Here is a 17,448-nt window from a genome sequence, read left to right as displayed (position 1 = left end):
GGGGAGTCACCAGGAGGAAAGCCACCCTTGCCGGCGTCCCCCACACGGCTAGTCCAATGCGGACTTGTCGAACACGATACACAGCGACACAGCAGATATCTAGGTTTTTCCGACGCTCAGCCCGTTCGTTACCTTTGAGATACCTACTTCAAGCTTCGGAAGGTCCGGTGACCGCTGTCGCGGCAGCGCCTCATATGCTGGAATCATGACCGAACTGCGCACCCTGTACCCGCCGATCGAACCTTACGACCGCGGCATGCTCGCCGTGGGTGATGGCCACGAGATCTACTGGGAGGTGTGCGGGAACCCAGACGGGAAGCCCGCCGTCTTCCTGCACGGCGGCCCCGGAGGCGGCCTCGCGGACGACTACCGACGCTACTTCGACCCAGCGCAGTACCGGATCGTGCTCTTCGAGCAGCGCGGCTGCGGGCGCTCGACGCCGCACGCGAGCGACCCGGACGCCGACCTGTCGACCAACACCACGTGGCACCTCGTCGCCGACATCGAACGACTGCGCGAACACCTAGGCATCGAACGCTGGCTGGTGTTCGGCGGATCGTGGGGCTCGACGCTCGCACTCGCGTATGCGCAGACGCATACGCAGCGAGTCACCGAGCTCGTGCTGCGCGGGATCTTCACCCTGCGCAAGAGCGAGATTGACTGGTTCTATCAGGACGGCGCCTCGCACATCTTCCCCGACGCGTGGGAGGAATACCTCGCGGTGATTCCTGAGGCAGAACGGGGAGATCTCGTCGCGGCCTACAACGACAGGCTCAGCGACCCTGACCCCGACGTGCACGTGCCGGCGGGCATCGCCTGGACCGTGTGGGAGAACTCGACGGTGCGACTCCACCCGAACCAAGCGGCGATCGCAGCGGCGCGCGCCGACGCAGCGGCTGCCGTCGCGTTCGCCCGCATCGAGAACCACTTCTTCTCGCACGGCGGCTGGTTCGAGGACGGGCAGCTCATCGCCGACGCAGGCAAGCTCGCGGACACTCCAGGGGTGATCGTGCAGGGCCGCTACGACGTCTGTACCCCGGCGCGCACCGCGTGGGATCTGCACCGCGCCTGGCCCGAGGCCGCGCTCGAGATGATCGGCGACGCGGGCCACGCGTCCAGCGAGCCCGGCATCGTCGACGCGCTCGTGCGCGCGACGGACCGGTTCGCGCAGTAGCGCAGTAGCGCAGTAGCTCTCAGCGCCAAGCGCTCAGTCCTCAGCGCCAAGCGCGCAGTGCGCGGGCGATGGGCCAGGGAGGCTCATCGCCCGCGCGCTGCACGGCTCGCGCGCGTTGAAACGTCAGCGCGTTGCCGCGACGGGGCGGCTCGGGGGAATCGCGGCGAGGAGCGACTGTGTGTACTCGTGTTTCGGGTTCGCGTAGAGGTCGCCGCTCGGCCCAGCCTCGACGATCTCACCGCGGCGCATCACCATGACCTCGTGACTCATCTCGTGCACGACGGCAAGGTCGTGTGCGATGAACAGGTAGGCGAGGCCGAGCTCGAGCTGCAGCTGCTTGAGTAGCGCCATCACTTCGGCCTGGATGGACACGTCGAGCGACGCGGTCGATTCGTCGAGGATCAGCAGCTCCGGCTCGCAGGCGAGCGCGCGTGCGATGCACACCCGCTGCCGCTGCCCGCCCGACATCTCGTGTGGGTAGCGCGCCGCAAAGGTGCGGGGGAGCTGCACCTGGTCGAGTAGCTCGTTCACGCGATCCGTTCGCGCCTGCGCGCCGTCCCTGAGCCGGTGCACGATCAGCGGCTCCGCGATCGACTCGGCAACCGTCATCCGCGGGTTCAACGCGGAGAAGGGATCCTGGAACACCATCGACATGCGCCGCCGCATGCTGCGTTGCGCCGCGCCGCGTGACGCGAGTACGTCACCGCCGTCGAGTGTGACCGAGCCGCTCTCTGGCACGACCTGGCCGGTGAGTGCGCCCGCGATCGTCGATTTGCCTGAACCCGACTCGCCGACGAGCCCGAGCGTCGTGCCGCGCGCGACGGTGAAGCTCACGTCGCGGACCGCGTGCACCCACGTGGTTCCTGTTTTCGACTTCACGGGGAACCGCACGTTGAGGTCTGCGACCTCAAGAATGGGCTGTGCGCTCGGCGGGGCAGGCTTCGGGCCTTCGCTCGACAGCGACGGCCGGCTCGACAGCAGCCGCCGCGTGTACTCGTGCTCCGGCCGGTCGAACAGCTCGAGGATGGGTCGCTGCTCAACGGCTTCCCCGCGGTAGAGCACTGTGACCTCGTTGGCGACCTGGCCGATGACGCCGAGGTCGTGGCTAATCCACACGACCGCCATGCCGCGCTCGCGTTGCATCTCGCGAACGAGTTCGAGGATCTGCGCCTGCGTGGTGACGTCCAGCGCGGTCGTCGGCTCGTCCGCGATGAGGAGCGACGGGTCGCATGCGAGCGCAATCGCGATCATGACCCGCTGTCGTTGGCCGCCCGATAGCTGGTGCGGGTACGACTGGAGTCGCTGCTCGGGGTCGGGGAGCCCGACGGCTTCGAGCAGCCCGATCGCCCGGCTGCGAGCAGCACGGTGACTGAGTCTGAGGTGCGCTTCCGGCCCCTCGGTGAGCTGCCGCTCGAGGGTGAGGAGCGGGTTGAGCGAGGTGCTCGGGTCTTGGAACACAAACCCGATCTCGGGCCCGTGTACGCGCCGCAGCTCGGCCTTCGACGCGGTAACCAGGTCCTTTCCCCTGAGCAGCGACCGGCCAGTTACCTGCTGATGCGGCAGGTCGAGGAGCCGCGTCGCACTGAGCACGCTCAGTGACTTACCTGAGCCGGATTCGCCAACGATACCTACGGTCTCGCCGTCGTGGACGTCGAAGGAGACGCCGTGCACGAGGTCGGCTGCGCCGATACGCACGCGCAGGTCCTGCACGGACAGGATGGGGGTGTCAGTCTGCCTCATCGGCGAGCACTCCTTGATTCGATAACGCTGCGCTGCTTCGGGTCGAGGACGTCGCGGAGGCCGTCACCGACGAGGTTGCATGAGAGCACGGTGAGGAAGATGGCAAGGCCGGGGAACACTGCGAGCCACCATGCGGTCCCGAGGAACGACTGCGCCTCGAACAGCATGCGCCCCCATGAAGGCTGGGGCGGTTGCACGCCAAGCCCAAGGAACGACAGCGCCGCCTCCGAGAGGATGGCAAACGCGAGCGACAGGGAAGTCTGCACGATGATTGGGCCGGAAATGTTCGGGAGAATGTGCTTCACCAGGATCCGGCCAGTGCCCGTGCCCATGGTCTGCGATGCGCGGACGAAGGGCTCGGTGCGCACGCTCAGGGTGCTCGCGCGTGCGACCCTGGCGAAGATTGGCACGTATACGACGCCGATGGCGATGGTGGCCGTGTTCGCGCCCGGCCCGAGCACTGCGACAATCGCGAGCGCGAGAATGAGCATCGGGAAGGCGAACATTACGTCGACGATCCGCATGAGGATCCCGTCTGCCCAGCCGCCAGCGTAGCCGGAGACGATGCCGAGGAGGACGCCGACCACCAGTGCGATCGCGACACTGATGACGGCGACACGCAGTGACACCTGCGCGGCGAGCACCACGCGCGAGAAGACGTCTCGGCCGAGGTCGTCCGTGCCGAACCAGTGCGCTGCGCTCGGTCCCTGGAGGGCGCCTGCGATGTCGGTTTCGTTGACGCCGTATGGGACGAGAGCCGGGCCGATGAGCGCTGCGGCGATCATCACCAGCAGCACGATGCTGCCGACGAGACTCACCGGGCTGCGGAGGAAGAGCCGCAGCGCGGAGGGGCGGCGACCGTCTGCGCCCTTGGGCGCGGTCGCTATGGCGATGGTGTCCGGTGCGGTCATGACAGTCGGATCCTCGGGTCGATGAGTGCGTAGAGTGCGTCGACAACAAGATTGACGACGAGGAACGCGATGGCGATGAGGAGCACCGCGCCCTGCACGACCGGATAGTCGCGTGATGCGACTGAGTCGTAGACGAGGCGCCCGAGTCCTGGCCAAGCGAAGACGACCTCGACGACGAGTACGCCGCCGAGCATCGTGGCCAACTGGATTCCCGTGATCGTGAGAATCGGGATGAACGCGTTGCGGGCGATGTGTACGCCCGTGACGACCGCTGGGCGCAGGCCCTTCGAGCGTGCGGTGCGCACGTAGGCGGCCTCTGCAACCTCGAGCACGGCGCCGCGAACGTAGCGGGTCATGATGGAGCCGGCGACGAGCCCGACGGTGAGCGCGGGGGTGAACACCCGTCGGAGCCACTCGCCAGGGTCGTCAGCGAACGCGACGTACCCCGAAGGCGGAAGCCAGCCGAGGATCGTCGAGAACAGAGTGATGAGGAGCATGCCCATCCAGAAGTCGGGCACCGAGACGCCGAACTGGCTGAAGACGCGCACGATACCGTCACCGACGGTGCCCTCCTTCAGCGCTGAGAACGTGCCGGCAGGGATGGAGATGAGTAGCGCGATGAGCATCCCAACACCCGCGAGCGAGAGCGTCGCAGGCAGCCGTTCGAGCAGAATCTCGGTGACCGGCTGGCCGTTCCTGAAGCTCACGCCAAGGTCGCCGGTGACCGCATGCCCGACGTACCCGAAGAACTGCTCAACGAGCGGTCGGTCGAGCCCTGAGGCTGTGCGGAGCGCATCGTACGCTTCTTGCGTGTATCGCGTGCCGAGGGCGATCCGTACGGGGTCGCCAGGCACGAGGTGGATAAGCGTGAAGACGAGCACGAGCACGCCGAGCAGCACCACGATGGTGTGCAGCAGGCGCTTCGCGAGGAAGCGCAGTGTCGGGGAGCCCGTCACCTTAGCGGTGAGCGTGGTGGTCATTCGGTGATGCTCACATCCTTGAATCGCACCGCACGGTCGCTGCGGGCGGCGTAGCCCTCAACGGTTGGCTGCCACGCCTGGATGACCGAGGGGTTGTACAGGTAGATGTAGCTCGCCTCCTCGGCGATGAGCGTTGCGGCTTCATCGTAGAGTGCCTTGCGGGCTGCGGTATCGGTCTCGGTGCGGCCTGCGTCAAGGAGCTCGTCGACGCGGGCGTTGCTGAACCCCTGTGCGTTGCTCGCGCCGCTTGAGTGGTGCTGCGCGTAGTAGAAATCGTCTGGATCGATGTTGCCGAGCCACGCCATCATGAGCATGTCGAAGTTGCCGCTGTTCTGCTCGTCAAGCCAGGTGGCGAAGTCGGGCTGGCGGATCGAGACCTTGATGCCGAGCGGTGCGAGGTTGTCTGCGATTACCTGTGCGGCGGTCACGGTCTCGGGGTAGTCGGAGGATGCGAGCAGGTCGAGGGTGAGCGACCCGTCAGCGACTCCCGCGTCAGCGAGCAGCTGCTTGGCCTGCGCGATGTCTGTGCTGTACTCGTCGAACTCGGTGTACCAGGCGCTTTCCGTTGGGATCGCGAGCTGGTTCACCGCTGCGGTGCCGTAGCTCGTCACCTGTGCGATCGCGTCGCGGTCGATGGCGTAGGCGATGGCCTGGCGAACCCGCTTGTCGTCGTACGGCTTCCGCTTTTCGTTCAGGGCGAGGTACCAGTAGTCGGTGCTCGGCTCGAGGCCAACCTCGAGGGACGCGTCGTCCTGGAGCTGGGCGAGCTGCTGGGTGGGGATCGAGTCTGTCCACTGAATCTCCCCGCTCTTCAGCGCAGCAACAGCGGTGTTGCCCTCGGAGAGGAACGAGAAGGTGACGCCGCCGATCTTCGGCGCCCCGTCCCAGTAGTCAGCGTTTGCGGAGAGCTTGATGGTGTCGCCCTGCGTGTAGCTCGCGAGCGAGAAGGGGCCGGTGCCAACGGGCTTCGTGGTGATGTCGCCGCTTTCCACGTTGTCGCGCTCCACGATGGCCATGCCCTTGTAGCCGCCGAGGTTCGAGAGCAGGTTGGGGCTTGGCTGGCCAACCGTGATGACAACGGTCGTGTCGTCTGGCGTGGAGATGTCGGTGATTGCGCTGAGTCGCCACGCGTTCGCGAGCTCCTCGTCGATGATGCGGTTGAGCGAGTATGCGACGTCGGCTGAGGTGAACGGGCTGCCGTCGTGGAACGTGACGCCCTCGCGCAGCGTGAATGTCCAGGTGAGCTGGTCGTCGCTCAGCTCCCAGCTCTCGGCGAGTGCCGGTTGCATCTCGAGGTTCTCGTCTGGCTGCACGAGCGTGTCGAAGACGTTCTCGAGCACCTCGAACGAGAAGTACGCCGTGGTCTTGTGGGGATCGAGCTGGTCTGGCTCTCCGGCGATCGCTGCGGAGAGCACGGCGCCCGACTGCGCACCGTCGCCGCCGTCGAGGTCGACCGCGCTACCGGTCGAGCATGCTGAGAGGGTGAGCGCGCCGATCAGGGCGACTCCCGGGAGTAGTGTGCGTGACTTCATCGGCACTGATCCTCTGTTCGAGTGGGCGGAAATATCATTTTTATGATGGAATCATCATTATTGCGATAGTCAACAGCGAAAATCCGCTCGCGTCAACCTGAGAAAGTGACAGACATGACATTTACCATCCTGGCGAGTGACCCAACGAGGGGTCTACTCGCGGCCGCGACCGCGAGTCGCTCACTCGCGGTCGGCGCAGGAGTTCCGGCGATCCGGGTCGGTGTGGGGGCAGCAGCGAGCCAGGCATACACGAACCGTGCGCTGCGTGGCAGGCTGCTCGACGCTCTCGAGGGCGGGGAGACACCAGCGAGCGCCCTGCAACGCATCCCGGAATGGGACGGGGAAGCGGAAAAGCGCCAGGCAGCGGTGATCAGCTCCGACGGTGAGGCAGCAGCGCACACCGGCGCGACCTGTAGCGCCTGGGCAGGGAGCGAGCTCGGTGAGGGATTCGTCGTCGCCGGCAACCTGCTGCCGGGCCCCGAGGTGCTCTCAGCGATGTCCGCTGCCTTCCTCGCGGAAGCGGACGGTGTGGTCAGCACCGAGGGCGACAGCGCGGACGCCGGTGCAGGCGACACCGATGGGAAAAGAGCCGCCGAGGCCGCGCTCGCCGCGTTTGCGAGCCGGGTGCTTGCCGCGCTCGCCGCAGGCGACGCCGCTGGCGGTGACAGCCGCGGCAGACAGTCAGCTGCCCTCCTCGTTGGCGCTGGCGAGCGCCCGGAAAGCGGGGAGGCGCCGCTCGCCATCGACCTTCGCGCAGACGACCACACCGCCCCGATCGCAGAGCTCGGCCGGCTGCTCGAGCTCGCCATCACCGAGCGCCGAGCAGCCGCTGAGTGACTGGCCGCCGGCCGCTACTGCTCGAACGGCGTCACGGCCCCGAGCACCACGCACGGCTGCTCAGTCGTGTTCGCCCACCAGTGCGGCACGGAGCAGGGATACGTCATTGCATCGCCGGGCGCCAGCTCAACACGGCGGTCGCCGTGCACGACCGTGAGCGTCCCAGACTCCACCACGACACACTCGGTTCCCAGGTGCTTGAACGCCTTGCCCTCGTTCGTGAAGCCTGGCGGGAGGGTGCTACGAATCACCTGCAGGGAAGACCGCCTGCCGGGGGTGAGGAGCTCCCGCACCACGAGCTGGCTCGCCGGCTCGCTCTCAAGAACAGGAAGCAGCGTTCGTTCGTGCGAGCGGACCACGAGCTCGTCGCGATCAGCGCCGCCCTCAACGAAGCGCGCAAGCGGGATCCCGAGCGCTTCGGCGAGTCGTTTCAGCGCGAGGAAAGAGGGGTTTCCGAGACCGCGCTCAAGCTGACTGATGAGCCCGAAGCTCACGCCCGAGCGTTGGCTCAGAGCGTTCAAGCTCAGCCCCTGACGCTGGCGCTCGCCACGCAACTCGCTGCCGAGCGCCGCGACGTCATCGTTGGCGCTGTCTCTGTCTTTACTCACCCCCTCAGACTAATCACCGCGCACGGCCTTGCCCAGGCGAAGCGCGCAGAAAGGTAACCAACGATGCTTCCCACCCTGCCCGTCCAAGGCGCCGCTGCCGATGATCGACAAGTCACCGCTATCGACGCGCTCGCCGAGCGGTGGCTCGACACCGAGGTGCGCCTCGACCCTGTCCTCGGCACCAAACTCGGGAGGGAAAGCTCAGCCCTCACCTTTGGGGACTACTCGCCCGAGGGCATCGCGGCCGGCAACGCAGCCGCACGCGGTGTGCTGAGCGAGCTCACGCAGCTCGCCCCGCAGGACGCGGTCGACGAGGTCACCGTGCGCGAGCTTACCGAGCGACTCACGCTTCGCTTCGACCGAGCCGCCGCCGGCTTAGAGCTGCGCGATCTCACGGTGCTCGAGACCCCCGCGCAGCTCATCAGACAAGCCTTCGACCTCATGCCACGTGAGACCGAAGCGGACTGGCATGCGGTCGCGAGCCGGCTGGCGGAGGTGCCGCGGGCGCTCGCCGGCTACCGGGAGACCCTCCGGCTCGGTGCGGCGACCGGGACAACACCGGCACGGCGCCAACTCCTCGCCGTCGCGAGCCAGGCCGAGCGTTTCGCTGCCGACTATTTCCCCGCGCTTGCCGGCGCCGCCAAGCTGCGTGAACCGCTCGCAAGGGACCTCGGGCGCGGCGCGCAGCTCGCCAGCGCAGCATATGCCGAACTCGCGAGCTTCCTCCGCGACGAACTCGCGCCGATCGCAACAACCCAGGACGCGGTCGGGCGCGAGCACTACGCGCTCGCATCGCGTGAGTTCCTCGGCTCAGAGATCGACCTTGACGAGTGCTACGAGTGGGGAGTGAGCGAGCTCGCGAGGATTGACGCTGAGCAGCGCCGCACCGCGCGCGAAATCAGCCCTGGCGGCAGTGTTGCAGAAGCCGTGGCAATCCTCGACGCCGATCCGGACAGGCTGATCCACGGTGAGACAGCACTGCAGCACTGGCTGCAGGAGCGCAGCGACGAAGCTATCACGGCGCTCGCCGGTCGCGTGTTCACCATTCCCGATGCCCTGCGCAGGCTTGAGTGCCGCATCGCTCCGACGCGGGAGGGCGGTATCTACTACACCTCCCCGAGTGAGGACTTCGCGCGGCCCGGTCGCATGTGGTGGACCGTGCCTGCTGGCGTGACCGAGTTTCGCAAGTGGCGCGAACTCACGACGGTCTATCACGAGGGTGTTCCCGGCCATCACCTCCAGCTCGGGGGCGCGGTAGCGATGCGCGGAACGCTCAACGCATGGCGCCGCACGCGGGCGGGGACCTCGGGGCACCTTGAGGGGTGGGCGCTGTACGCCGAGCGTCTCATGGAGGAGCTCGGGTTCCTTGAGGATCCCGCCGCGCGGCTCGGCATGCTCGACGCACAGCGACTGCGTGCTGCGCGCGTCGTCGTGGACATCGGGGTGCACCTGGGCAAACGCATGCCGAACGGGGAGCGGTTCACCGCTGCGGGTGCGCTGGCGTTCATGATCGATAACGTGACGATGCGCGAAGAAGCGCTGCGTTTTGAAGTGCTCCGCTACCTTGGCTGGCCCGGGCAGGCGATCTCGTACAAGGTGGGCGAACGCGCCTGGCTTGAACTGCGCGAGGACGCCGAGCGCCGCAGCGGATTCGACCTTCGGGCGTTCCACAGCGCTGCGCTGAGCATGGGCACACTGGGCCTCGACACGCTTCGATGGGCGATGCGCCGCTGACGGGATACTATTTCGACTATGACTTTCAACGAGAACGTTCGCATCGACACGAGTCAGGTGCAGAAGCGCAGCGGCGGTCGCCGCACCGGGCTCGCCGTTGGCGGCGGCGGTATCGGGCTCATGATCGTGCTGTTTCTCGGCTCCCAGCTGCTCGGTGTGGATCTCACCGGGCTCGCCCCGGCACTGAGCTCTGCCGGTGGCGGCAGCTCGTCGAGCGAGCAGGTCGTCGCCGTTGAGAACTGCGAGACCGGGGCAGACGCGAACGCGAACGTCGAGTGCCGCATGACCGCGACGAGCGACTCGCTGAACCGGTACTGGAACACGCAGGTCGGCAACTACCGCGGGCCACAGCCGGTCGCGCTGTTCAGCGGCCAGACGCAGTCGCAGTGCGGCACCGCATCGGCAGCAACCGGGCCGTTCTACTGCCCGCCAGAGGAGCGCATTTACGTCGACACCGCGTTCTTCAACACGCTGCGTTCCGACTACGGCGCCTCTGGCGGCCCGCTCGCCGAAATGTACGTGCTCGCTCACGAGTGGGGGCACCATATCTCGAACATCACGGGCTCGCTCAACCAGGCCGGGCGCGAGTCGGGCGCGACCTCGGGATCCGTGCGCCTTGAGCTGCAGGCGGACTGCTTTGCTGGAGCCTGGGTCGGGGCCGCGCAGACGATCACGGACGACAGCGGCGTGCCGTTCCTCAAGCCAGTCACGCGCTCGGAGATCAACGACGCACTGAGCGCCGCCGCGGCCGTCGGCGACGATCACATCATGGAATCCTCCGGGGTTCGGGTCGATCCCGAGCGGTTCACGCACGGCACCTCCGAGCAGCGCCAGCGCTGGTTCATGACGGGTTACGAGCAGGGACCCACGTCGTGCGGCACCTTCGAGGTGCCCGCAAATCAGCTCTAACGTTCACGAACGAGGCGTAGCGACCGGTGAGGATCCTACGTGAACCCTAGAGCGATACCTTCGCCTCTCCGGCCCGCACGAGTCTGCCCATCGCGGTGCGCAGCGCATCGACCGTCACCTGCACCGACCGTCGATGCAGCGTCTCCGGGCGCGTGAGCAGATCGATTGCGCGGGTCGCGTTCACACCCGTGAGTGGCCGGAGCACGAGGCCCTGCAGTGCCGAGCCGACGGTGTACCTCGGCACCATCCCGACCGCGTCTCCCGTCGCAACGATCGCTGCGACCGACCCGTAGTCGTTAATGCGGTGCACGACGTTGACCGGCCGGTCGGCGACCGCGGCGATCGCGCCCAGCAGGTCGTCGGGGGAGTAGCCGCTGCGGCTGGTCACCCAGGCTTCGCCCGCGACATCTGCCGGGGTGAGGCGGTCGCGATCGGCGAGCGGATGACCAGTGGGGAGCGCGATATCGAGGGGCTCCTGCGCGAGCCTGATCACCCGCAGGCCGGCGGTGGGCCATGGCGGGCTGTGTTCGAGTCGGTGTGCGATGACAAGGTCGTAGCTCGCGGTGAGCAGCGGGAACTCGTCCTGCGAAACGTCCTCGTCAGACAGGCGGAGGTCAGGGGCAGCGGCGACGCCGCGCAGCTCGCTCAGGAGGCCGCCGAAGATCGCTTGCGAGGCGCTGTGGAAGCCGCTCACCTTGACGACCCCGGAAGGCTCCTGCTCGAATGCCGCTACGGCGCCGGCGGCGGCGGCCATGGCCTCGATGACCTCCGCGCCAGCCCTGGCGAGCGCATGTCCGGCTTCGGTGAGCACAAGGGTGCGCCCGTCGCGCCTGGTGAGCGGTGCGCGAAACCCCCGCTGCAGTGAGGTGAGTTGTTGCGAGACTGCGGAGGGAGTGACACGCAAGCTGTCTGCGACGGCCGTCACGCTGCCGAGCGTGCCGAGCTCGCGCAGAATTTCGAGCTGGTGGATCTCCACGCGTCGCCCCTCTCGTTCGTGCGCGTCGCGCAACTGTTTAGCTCCAGCTTAAACAAATCTATAGAAAGACGATCTTGTTCTGAACTATTTTTCGTGACGAAATAGCTATATGCGAGCACTCTTCAAACCCGAACCCGGCCCAGGGTTCACCCTTTCCGAGGTTCCAGACCCGCAGTGCGGTCCCGACGAGGTTGTCATCCGCGTGATGCGCACTGGCATCTGCGGCACTGATCTCCACATTCTCGACTGGGATGCGTGGGCCGCGTCAAACGTCGACGCCCCGCTCATCGCAGGCCACGAGTTCTACGGCGAGGTCGTTGAGATCGGCGAGCAGGTGCGCGACGTGCGCGTCGGCGACCGCGTTTCTGGTGAGGGCCATATCGTCTGCGGAACCTGCCGAAACTGCCGCGCTGGCCGCCGCCAGATGTGCATCCGTACAAAGGGCCTCGGGCTGCACCGCGACGGCGCATTTGCGGAGTTTCTCTCGCTGCCTGCGAGCAACGTCTGGGTGCACTCAGACACGATCACACCGGAGCTCGGTGCGATTTTCGATCCGCTCGGCAACGCAGTGCACACCGCGCTTGCTTTTCCGCTCGTCGGCGAGGACGTGCTCGTAAGCGGCTGCGGGCCGATCGGGCTGATGTCGATCGCGGTGGCGCGGCACGTCGGGGCCCGCTATGTCGTCGCGACCGACATCAGCGATGCCAGGCTTGAAATCGCGCGTGGGCTGGGTGCTCACGCCGCGGTGAATGTAGCTCGCGAGGCCATCGGTGACGCTCAACAGGCCCTTGGCATGCGCGAGGGCTTCGACATTGGGTTTGAGATGAGCGGCGCGAGTGCCGCGCTCCCCGGCATGCTCGAGAACATGAACCACGGCGGGCGGATCGCCATGCTCGGCCTCCCAACCGAGGAATTCGCGGTCGACTGGGCAAAGGTCGTCACCCACATGATCACGCTGAAGGGCATTTACGGTCGCGAGATGTTTGAGACCTGGAACGCGATGGCTGCGATGCTTGAGACGAGCGAGCAGCTGCGCGAACGCATCACCTCGGTCATCGCCGACACGATCCCGGCGCGCGACTGGGAGCAGGGATTTCAAGCGGCGAAGTCCGCGACCACCGGAAAAATCATCCTCGACTGGACGGAACTGTAATGTACGGAGCATTCAAGGCACACCTCAACGGCGAACTCGAGGCCATTGAGGCGGCGGGGCTCTTCAAGCACGAGCGCGGCATCGCCGGACCGCAGGGACCCGAGATCACGGTCAACGATGCGCAGGTGCTCAACTTCTGCGCGAACAACTACCTTGGCCTCGCCGACCACCCGAGCATCGTGAAGGCCGCGCACACGGCGCTCGATGAGTGGGGCTACGGCCTTGCGAGCGTGCGCTTCATTTGTGGCACGCAGGATCAGCATCTCGAGCTCGAGTCTCGCCTGTCGAAGTTCCTTGGCACGGAGGAGACGATCCTCTTCGCCTCGTGCTTCGACGCGAACGGCGGCGTCTTCGAGACGCTGTTCGGCGCGGAAGACGCGATCATCTCCGACGCGCTGAACCACGCCTCCCTCATTGACGGCATCCGCCTGTCGAAGGCCCGCCGCTACCGCTACGCGAACTGCGACATGGCGGAGCTCGAGGCGCGGTTGCAGGAGGCGGCAGACGCGCGCTTCCGCGTGATCGTCACCGACGGCGTGTTCTCGATGGACGGCTTCATTGCCCCGCTCGAGGCGATCTGTGATCTCGCAGACAAGTACGACGCGCTCGTGCTCGTCGACGACTCGCACGCGGTCGGCTTCATGGGCGAGACCGGCGCTGGCACCCCGGAGCTCTGCGGGGTCGCTGATCGGGTCGACATCCTCACCGGCACGCTCGGTAAGGCGCTTGGTGGGGCGTCAGGCGGCTACGTGTCTGGCCACAGTGAGATCGTCGGGCTGCTGCGCCAGCGCGCACGCCCGTACCTGTTCTCGAACACCCTCGCTCCCGCGATTGTTGCCGGTTCCATCGCGGCGCTCGACCTCGTCGAACAGGCCGGGGGAGAGCGGGTGCGGCTGCGGGAGAATGCTGAGCTCTTCCGCTCACTCATGGCCGCTGCGGGCTTTGAACTGCTTCCTGGCGAGCACCCGATCGTGCCGGTGATGTTCGGCGATGCGGCGCGCACCGCTCGGGTCGCCGCTGAGCTGCAGCGGCGCGGGGTGTTCGTCACGGCGTTCAGTTTCCCTGTTGTGCCGCGCGGTGAGGCGCGGATCCGCGTGCAGCTGTCGGCAGCGCATACGGAGGAGCAAATTCGTGCCTGCGTCGACGCGTTTGTTGCGGCGGCGGCGGCCGAGCCCGAGCTCGCAGGTCACACCGAATAACGCAGTCGGTGCTCGCGGTGCGCCAGGTGGCTCGTCGCTACCTGGCAGCCGCGGGTACCGCAGGCACCGCCTGCGGCGCGAGCGGGGCGAGGATCCCAGCGGCGAGCCTGCGCGCCGTGCGCACCCAGGCGTCGCTGCCCTCGAGCCCGGACTTCGCCATCGATCCCTCGAGGAGCAGCGAGAGATGCTCGGCGATCGTTGGGGCTTCGGCGGTGAGGTCGGCGAGGTGGGCGGTGAGGATCGCCTGCACCTCGTCTTTGTGGGCGCGAACGGTCGCCCTACCGGGGTGGCCTACCGGGAGCTCAGCGGCGGCGTTGAGGAGGCCGCAGCCCCGCCAGCCGTCGCGGTATGCGGAGTTCGCGTGGTCGGCGTAGGCGTCGAATACGGCAAGCACGCGTTCAACGGGTGAGGCGGCAGTCTCGAGGCGTGCTCGATAGAGGCCAAGCCACTCCTCGTGGCGGTCCGTGAGGTAGCTCGCGACGAGTGCGTCTTTCGAATCGAAGTTGTTGTACAGGCTTCCCTTGGCGACCCCCGCGGAGGCGATGACCGTGTCGATACCTGTCGCGGTGACCCCGGCGGCGTAAAACTCTTCTGCCGCGGCGCGGAGGAGGCGTTCTCGCGCCGGTGCGCGTCGCTGGTGCGTGGTGTTCATGCTGTCCTCCCGTGCTCGGATTTTCTCCCAGTGTAGCGAACTAGACCGATCTGTCTACTAGGGTGAGGGGATGCAGAACTCACCGCTCGCTCGACCCGGCATCGGGATCGCCCTCGTGCTCGTCTCCTCCGTGCTGTGGGGAACCACTGGGACAGCTGCCACATTCGCACCCGAGGTGAGCCCGATCGCGATCGGTGCGGTCGCGCTCGGCTTCGGCGGGCTCCTGCAAGCGGTCGTCGCAGGAAGAGGACTCGTGCGTTCAGCGCCGCTGCTCGTGCGGCAGTGGAAGCTCGTAGCCTGTGGGGGGCTTGCCGTGTTCGCCTATCCCCTCGCGTTCTACAGCAGCATGCACACCGCTGGCGTGACGATCGGCACGGTGGTATCGCTCGGCTCGGCACCGGTGTTTGCCGCCCTGTTCGAGTGGGCAGCTGACCGGCGCGTGCCGACGAGGCGATGGCTCGCCGCCGCGGGACTCGGGCTGGGAGGGATGACGGTACTCAGCCTATTTGGCGGCCACGCGGCCGCTGGCGGTACGGGGCAGACAGCGCTCGGAGTGTGGCTGGGCCTGCTCGCCGGCGTGAGTTACGCCTGCTACGCGTGGGCCGCCCACCGGCTCATCGGGCCAGGGGTCGATTCGCGCGTCGCGATGGGGGCGATCTTCGGCTGCGGTGGTCTCGCGCTCATCCCGGTGCTCATCGCGACGGGAGCCCCGTTCCTCGCATCGTGGCGCACGTTGGGCGTTGGGGCGTACATGGCACTGGTTCCGATGTTCCTCGGCTACCTGGCCTTCGGTTTCGCGCTTCGGCACATCGACGCGACGACCGCGACGGTGCTCACACTGTCGGAGCCCGTCATTGCGGCAGGTTTCGCCGCGCTCATCGTCGGTGAACGGCTCACCGGTGGGGGCGTGGTCGGCGTTGTGCTGATCGGAATCTCGCTCGCACTGTTTGCGCTGCCCAACCGCCAAGGTCGGCCTGCCGCACCCGAGTGAGGCGCAACCCCGATTCGGCGACTAGCGCCGCTTCGCGCGCCTGCGCTCTGCCCGTTCGCGCTCCCGCTTCTCCTGTGCAGCCTTGAGCTGCGCGCCGCGCGAGTTGGGGTTGAGCTTCGGCTGCTTCTTCTGAGGCTGCTGCTGCCGCTTTGGCGCGCGGGCGGCGGCGGCCGCAGCGTTCTCAGCGTTGTGCTCGCTGCTGCGTGAGGAGCGGGCGGTGCGGCCGCGCATAACCCCGGCGAGGTGCTGCACGTCTGGAGCGTCACGCCCGACCAGCCAGCTCGCCCAGATCTCCCCGCCGGGAATCGGGTCGGAAACGCGGATCGAGATATGTGAGCGCTTGTCAGTGATGTGGCGAGCGAGCGGGGCTGGCATGAGGATTCCGCCGAGCCCGGTCGCGACGAGTTCGAGCGCGCCACGCAGATCGGCTGGCATCCAGGACGGGTCGTCCCACGGCTCCGCCGCCGGCCACTCCGGAGCGTGATTCGGGTGGTCGAGGAGGCGAATGTCGGAGCGTTCGGCGATCACGGCGAGGGAGATCGATTCCTCGCCGGCGAGGTCGTGCCCCTTGGGGAGCACAAGCGCCACTGCCTCTGTGTACAGCCGGAGCGCGTGGTGCGTGCGCTCGCCGTCTGCCACGGCGCCAACGGGACTCGCTCCCGGCGCAGTGCGTTCGAGCAGCATGTCGAATTCGGCCGCGTTCCCCGGGCGCCCGTACGGCTTGGGGAAGGGCATGATCGTGAGCGGCTGCTCGGGAGACACCGCCTGCCAGCGGCGTACCCACTTGCTCGGCGCTACACCGCGGGTGAAGCCAAGTGTGATTTCGGGGGTGCCCTGCGCATTGTCGTTCATGTCAGCCTCGTTCACAGCATCACGTCTGCGTAGATTTCGTGGGTGTATGGCAGCCGGGCTGAGGAGAGTGCGATGCGGTACTCCTCGGCAGATTCGACGTGCCTGAGGGGTGTTCCCTCTTCGCGGTAGTGCGGGTACGCGAGTCGTGCGTGACCCTGCGGCGGGAGGCCGCTTGCGGGGACAACGCGCCACCACGCGACGCTGTGCCCAAACAGTGCCATCACGCGGCCAACCGCGCGGGGCGCCTCCGATTCAACCGCGATGCCGACGTCGCCGTAGGTCATGACGCGCCCAGCCGGGATGCGTGCGACCACCGCGAGTACGGCTTCGGTGAAATCGGGATCTGGCACAGCTTAAGCCTACGCCCGCGCGGGTGCCAGCAGCGCCCGAATTCGTTCAGCAGCGCCTCGCGGGCGGCCGTTGGCGACTGCGAGGCGCTGCTGCGAGCGGCTGTTAGATGTTCGAGACGCCGAGGAGCATTCCGATGGTGTACGTCGCCGCAACCGCGATTCCGCCGAAGAGGAGCTGCCTTGCGGCGCCAGCGAACCAGTTGCGCTTCGTGGTCCGCGCGGCGAGCCCGCCAGCGACGAGAAGCCCGACACCGCCAAACGCAAGGCCGACCCAGAGATTGCCGAAGCCAAACACGAACGGGATGATGGGAATGAACGCGCCGACCCCGAAGGACAGCAGCGAGGAGAAGGCTGCCACCCAGGGCGAGGGACGATCGTCGAGACTGAGGCCGAGCTCGTGCGCGAGGTGCACGCGCACCGCGCTCTCGCTGTTGGCGTGCACCTGCGAAGCCGCGACGTCCGCGGTCTCTTCGTGCATGCCGAGACGCGCGAACAGTGCGGAGAGTTCGGCCTGCTCACCAACGGGATTGCGTGAGTGAGCCTCACGCTCAGTGCGCACCTCGGCGTCGAGCTGCTCGTTCGCCGTGCGCACGGAGGTGTATTCGCCAAGCGCCATCGAGATTGCGCCTGCGATGAGCCCAGAAATGCCCGTGATGGCTACGATGCTGTTTGACGCGCCAGCTGCGGCGATGCCAGCAATGAGGCCGATATTGGATACGAGGCCATCCATCGCGCCAAATACTGTGGCGCGAAGCCAGCCTGACGAAACGTCGGCGTGGCGGTGGTCGTACTCGTGCGGGCGGGAAATGTCGCGCGGTTGTGGCGGGGTGTTCAACGGTGCCCTCTCAAA

The 17,448-nt window shown here is 67.0% G+C and carries 17 protein-coding genes; 7 read left to right on the top strand and 10 right to left on the bottom strand.

Going from position 1 to position 17,448, the window contains the following annotated elements:
• Window positions 1–205: 205 nt before the first annotated feature.
• Complete coding sequence (gene pip, locus SD72_RS08875; RefSeq protein WP_198141921.1) at window positions 206–1,174, top strand: prolyl aminopeptidase; 969 nt, start codon at window positions 206–208, stop codon at window positions 1,172–1,174.
• 123 nt (window positions 1,175–1,297) lie between these two features.
• Here pip and SD72_RS08870 read toward each other — a convergent pair whose 3' ends face one another.
• Genes SD72_RS08870 through SD72_RS08855 form a run of 4 tightly spaced genes read right to left on the bottom strand, consistent with a single transcriptional unit; the run spans window position 1,298 to window position 6,337 of the window.
• Window positions 1,298–2,914, bottom strand: a complete 1,617-nt coding sequence (locus SD72_RS08870; protein WP_042544098.1) for an ABC transporter ATP-binding protein — start codon at window positions 2,912–2,914, stop codon at window positions 1,298–1,300.
• Window positions 2,911–3,825 (bottom strand): ABC transporter permease, encoded by a 915-nt coding sequence (locus SD72_RS08865; RefSeq protein WP_042544097.1) that lies wholly within the window; start codon window positions 3,823–3,825, stop codon window positions 2,911–2,913. Before SD72_RS08865 ends, SD72_RS08870 begins: the two co-directional genes overlap by 4 nt.
• On the bottom strand, window positions 3,822–4,805 hold the full coding sequence (locus tag SD72_RS08860) for an ABC transporter permease (RefSeq protein WP_042544096.1): 984 nt from the start codon (window positions 4,803–4,805) through the stop codon (window positions 3,822–3,824). The genes SD72_RS08865 and SD72_RS08860 overlap by 4 nt, the downstream gene beginning before the upstream one ends.
• A complete protein-coding gene (locus SD72_RS08855; protein ID WP_042544095.1) occupies window positions 4,802–6,337 on the bottom strand; it encodes an ABC transporter substrate-binding protein in 1,536 nt (511 codons plus the stop codon). Before SD72_RS08855 ends, SD72_RS08860 begins: the two co-directional genes overlap by 4 nt.
• Window positions 6,338–6,451: 114 nt before the next feature.
• Here SD72_RS08855 and SD72_RS08850 point away from each other — a divergent pair, with 114 nt between their 5' ends.
• On the top strand, window positions 6,452–7,174 hold the full coding sequence (locus SD72_RS08850) for a DUF1028 domain-containing protein (protein WP_042544094.1): 723 nt from the start codon (window positions 6,452–6,454) through the stop codon (window positions 7,172–7,174).
• Window positions 7,175–7,188: 14 nt separating this feature from the next.
• On the opposite strand, the gene SD72_RS08845 is transcribed toward SD72_RS08850, so the two are convergent.
• Window positions 7,189–7,782: a helix-turn-helix domain-containing protein gene (locus SD72_RS08845; RefSeq protein WP_042544093.1), complete on the bottom strand. Its 594-nt coding sequence runs from the start codon at window positions 7,780–7,782 to the stop codon at window positions 7,189–7,191.
• A gap of 63 nt (window positions 7,783–7,845) precedes the next feature.
• On the opposite strand from SD72_RS08845, the gene SD72_RS08840 reads away from it, so the two are divergent.
• The gene (locus SD72_RS08840) at window positions 7,846–9,516 is read left to right on the top strand and encodes a DUF885 domain-containing protein (protein ID WP_042544092.1); all 1,671 of its coding nucleotides are present in this window, start codon (window positions 7,846–7,848) and stop codon (window positions 9,514–9,516) included.
• Between the two features lie 18 nt (window positions 9,517–9,534).
• A complete protein-coding gene (gene ypfJ / locus SD72_RS08835) occupies window positions 9,535–10,425 on the top strand; it encodes a KPN_02809 family neutral zinc metallopeptidase (RefSeq protein ID WP_042544091.1) in 891 nt (296 codons plus the stop codon).
• Window positions 10,426–10,471: 46 nt separating this feature from the next.
• Here ypfJ and SD72_RS08830 read toward each other — a convergent pair whose 3' ends face one another.
• Window positions 10,472–11,401, bottom strand: coding sequence for a LysR family transcriptional regulator (locus tag SD72_RS08830; RefSeq protein ID WP_042544090.1), 930 nt, complete (start codon window positions 11,399–11,401; stop codon window positions 10,472–10,474).
• A 109-nt stretch (window positions 11,402–11,510) separates the two neighbouring features.
• Here SD72_RS08830 and tdh point away from each other — a divergent pair, with 109 nt between their 5' ends.
• The gene (tdh, locus tag SD72_RS08825) at window positions 11,511–12,554 is read left to right on the top strand and encodes an L-threonine 3-dehydrogenase (protein WP_042544089.1); all 1,044 of its coding nucleotides are present in this window, start codon (window positions 11,511–11,513) and stop codon (window positions 12,552–12,554) included.
• On the top strand, window positions 12,554–13,753 hold the full coding sequence (locus SD72_RS08820) for a glycine C-acetyltransferase (protein ID WP_042544088.1): 1,200 nt from the start codon (window positions 12,554–12,556) through the stop codon (window positions 13,751–13,753). The genes tdh and SD72_RS08820 overlap by 1 nt, the downstream gene beginning before the upstream one ends.
• A 37-nt stretch (window positions 13,754–13,790) precedes the next feature.
• Here SD72_RS08820 and SD72_RS08815 read toward each other — a convergent pair whose 3' ends face one another.
• A complete protein-coding gene (locus tag SD72_RS08815) occupies window positions 13,791–14,405 on the bottom strand; it encodes a TetR/AcrR family transcriptional regulator (RefSeq protein WP_042544087.1) in 615 nt (204 codons plus the stop codon).
• Between the two features lie 70 nt (window positions 14,406–14,475).
• Here SD72_RS08815 and SD72_RS08810 point away from each other — a divergent pair, with 70 nt between their 5' ends.
• The gene (locus SD72_RS08810; protein ID WP_042544086.1) at window positions 14,476–15,396 is read left to right on the top strand and encodes a DMT family transporter; all 921 of its coding nucleotides are present in this window, start codon (window positions 14,476–14,478) and stop codon (window positions 15,394–15,396) included.
• A gap of 21 nt (window positions 15,397–15,417) precedes the next feature.
• Here SD72_RS08810 and SD72_RS08805 read toward each other — a convergent pair whose 3' ends face one another.
• The 3 genes from SD72_RS08805 to SD72_RS08795 form a co-directional block, all read right to left on the bottom strand.
• The gene (locus SD72_RS08805; protein ID WP_232299704.1) at window positions 15,418–16,248 is read right to left on the bottom strand and encodes a LysR substrate-binding domain-containing protein; all 831 of its coding nucleotides are present in this window, start codon (window positions 16,246–16,248) and stop codon (window positions 15,418–15,420) included.
• 11 nt (window positions 16,249–16,259) lie between these two features.
• Window positions 16,260–16,598 (bottom strand): MGMT family protein, encoded by a 339-nt coding sequence (locus tag SD72_RS08800; RefSeq protein WP_042544084.1) that lies wholly within the window; start codon window positions 16,596–16,598, stop codon window positions 16,260–16,262.
• 103 nt (window positions 16,599–16,701) lie between these two features.
• On the bottom strand, window positions 16,702–17,433 hold the full coding sequence (locus SD72_RS08795) for a VIT1/CCC1 transporter family protein (protein ID WP_042544083.1): 732 nt from the start codon (window positions 17,431–17,433) through the stop codon (window positions 16,702–16,704).
• Window positions 17,434–17,448: the final 15 nt, after the last annotated feature.

Source organism: Leucobacter komagatae, from assembly GCF_000834055.1.
Classification (GTDB): domain Bacteria; phylum Actinomycetota; class Actinomycetes; order Actinomycetales; family Microbacteriaceae; genus Leucobacter; species Leucobacter komagatae_A.
The sequence above is the reverse complement of the archived record's forward strand: the minus strand, read 5'-3'. Positions and strand labels throughout refer to the sequence as shown.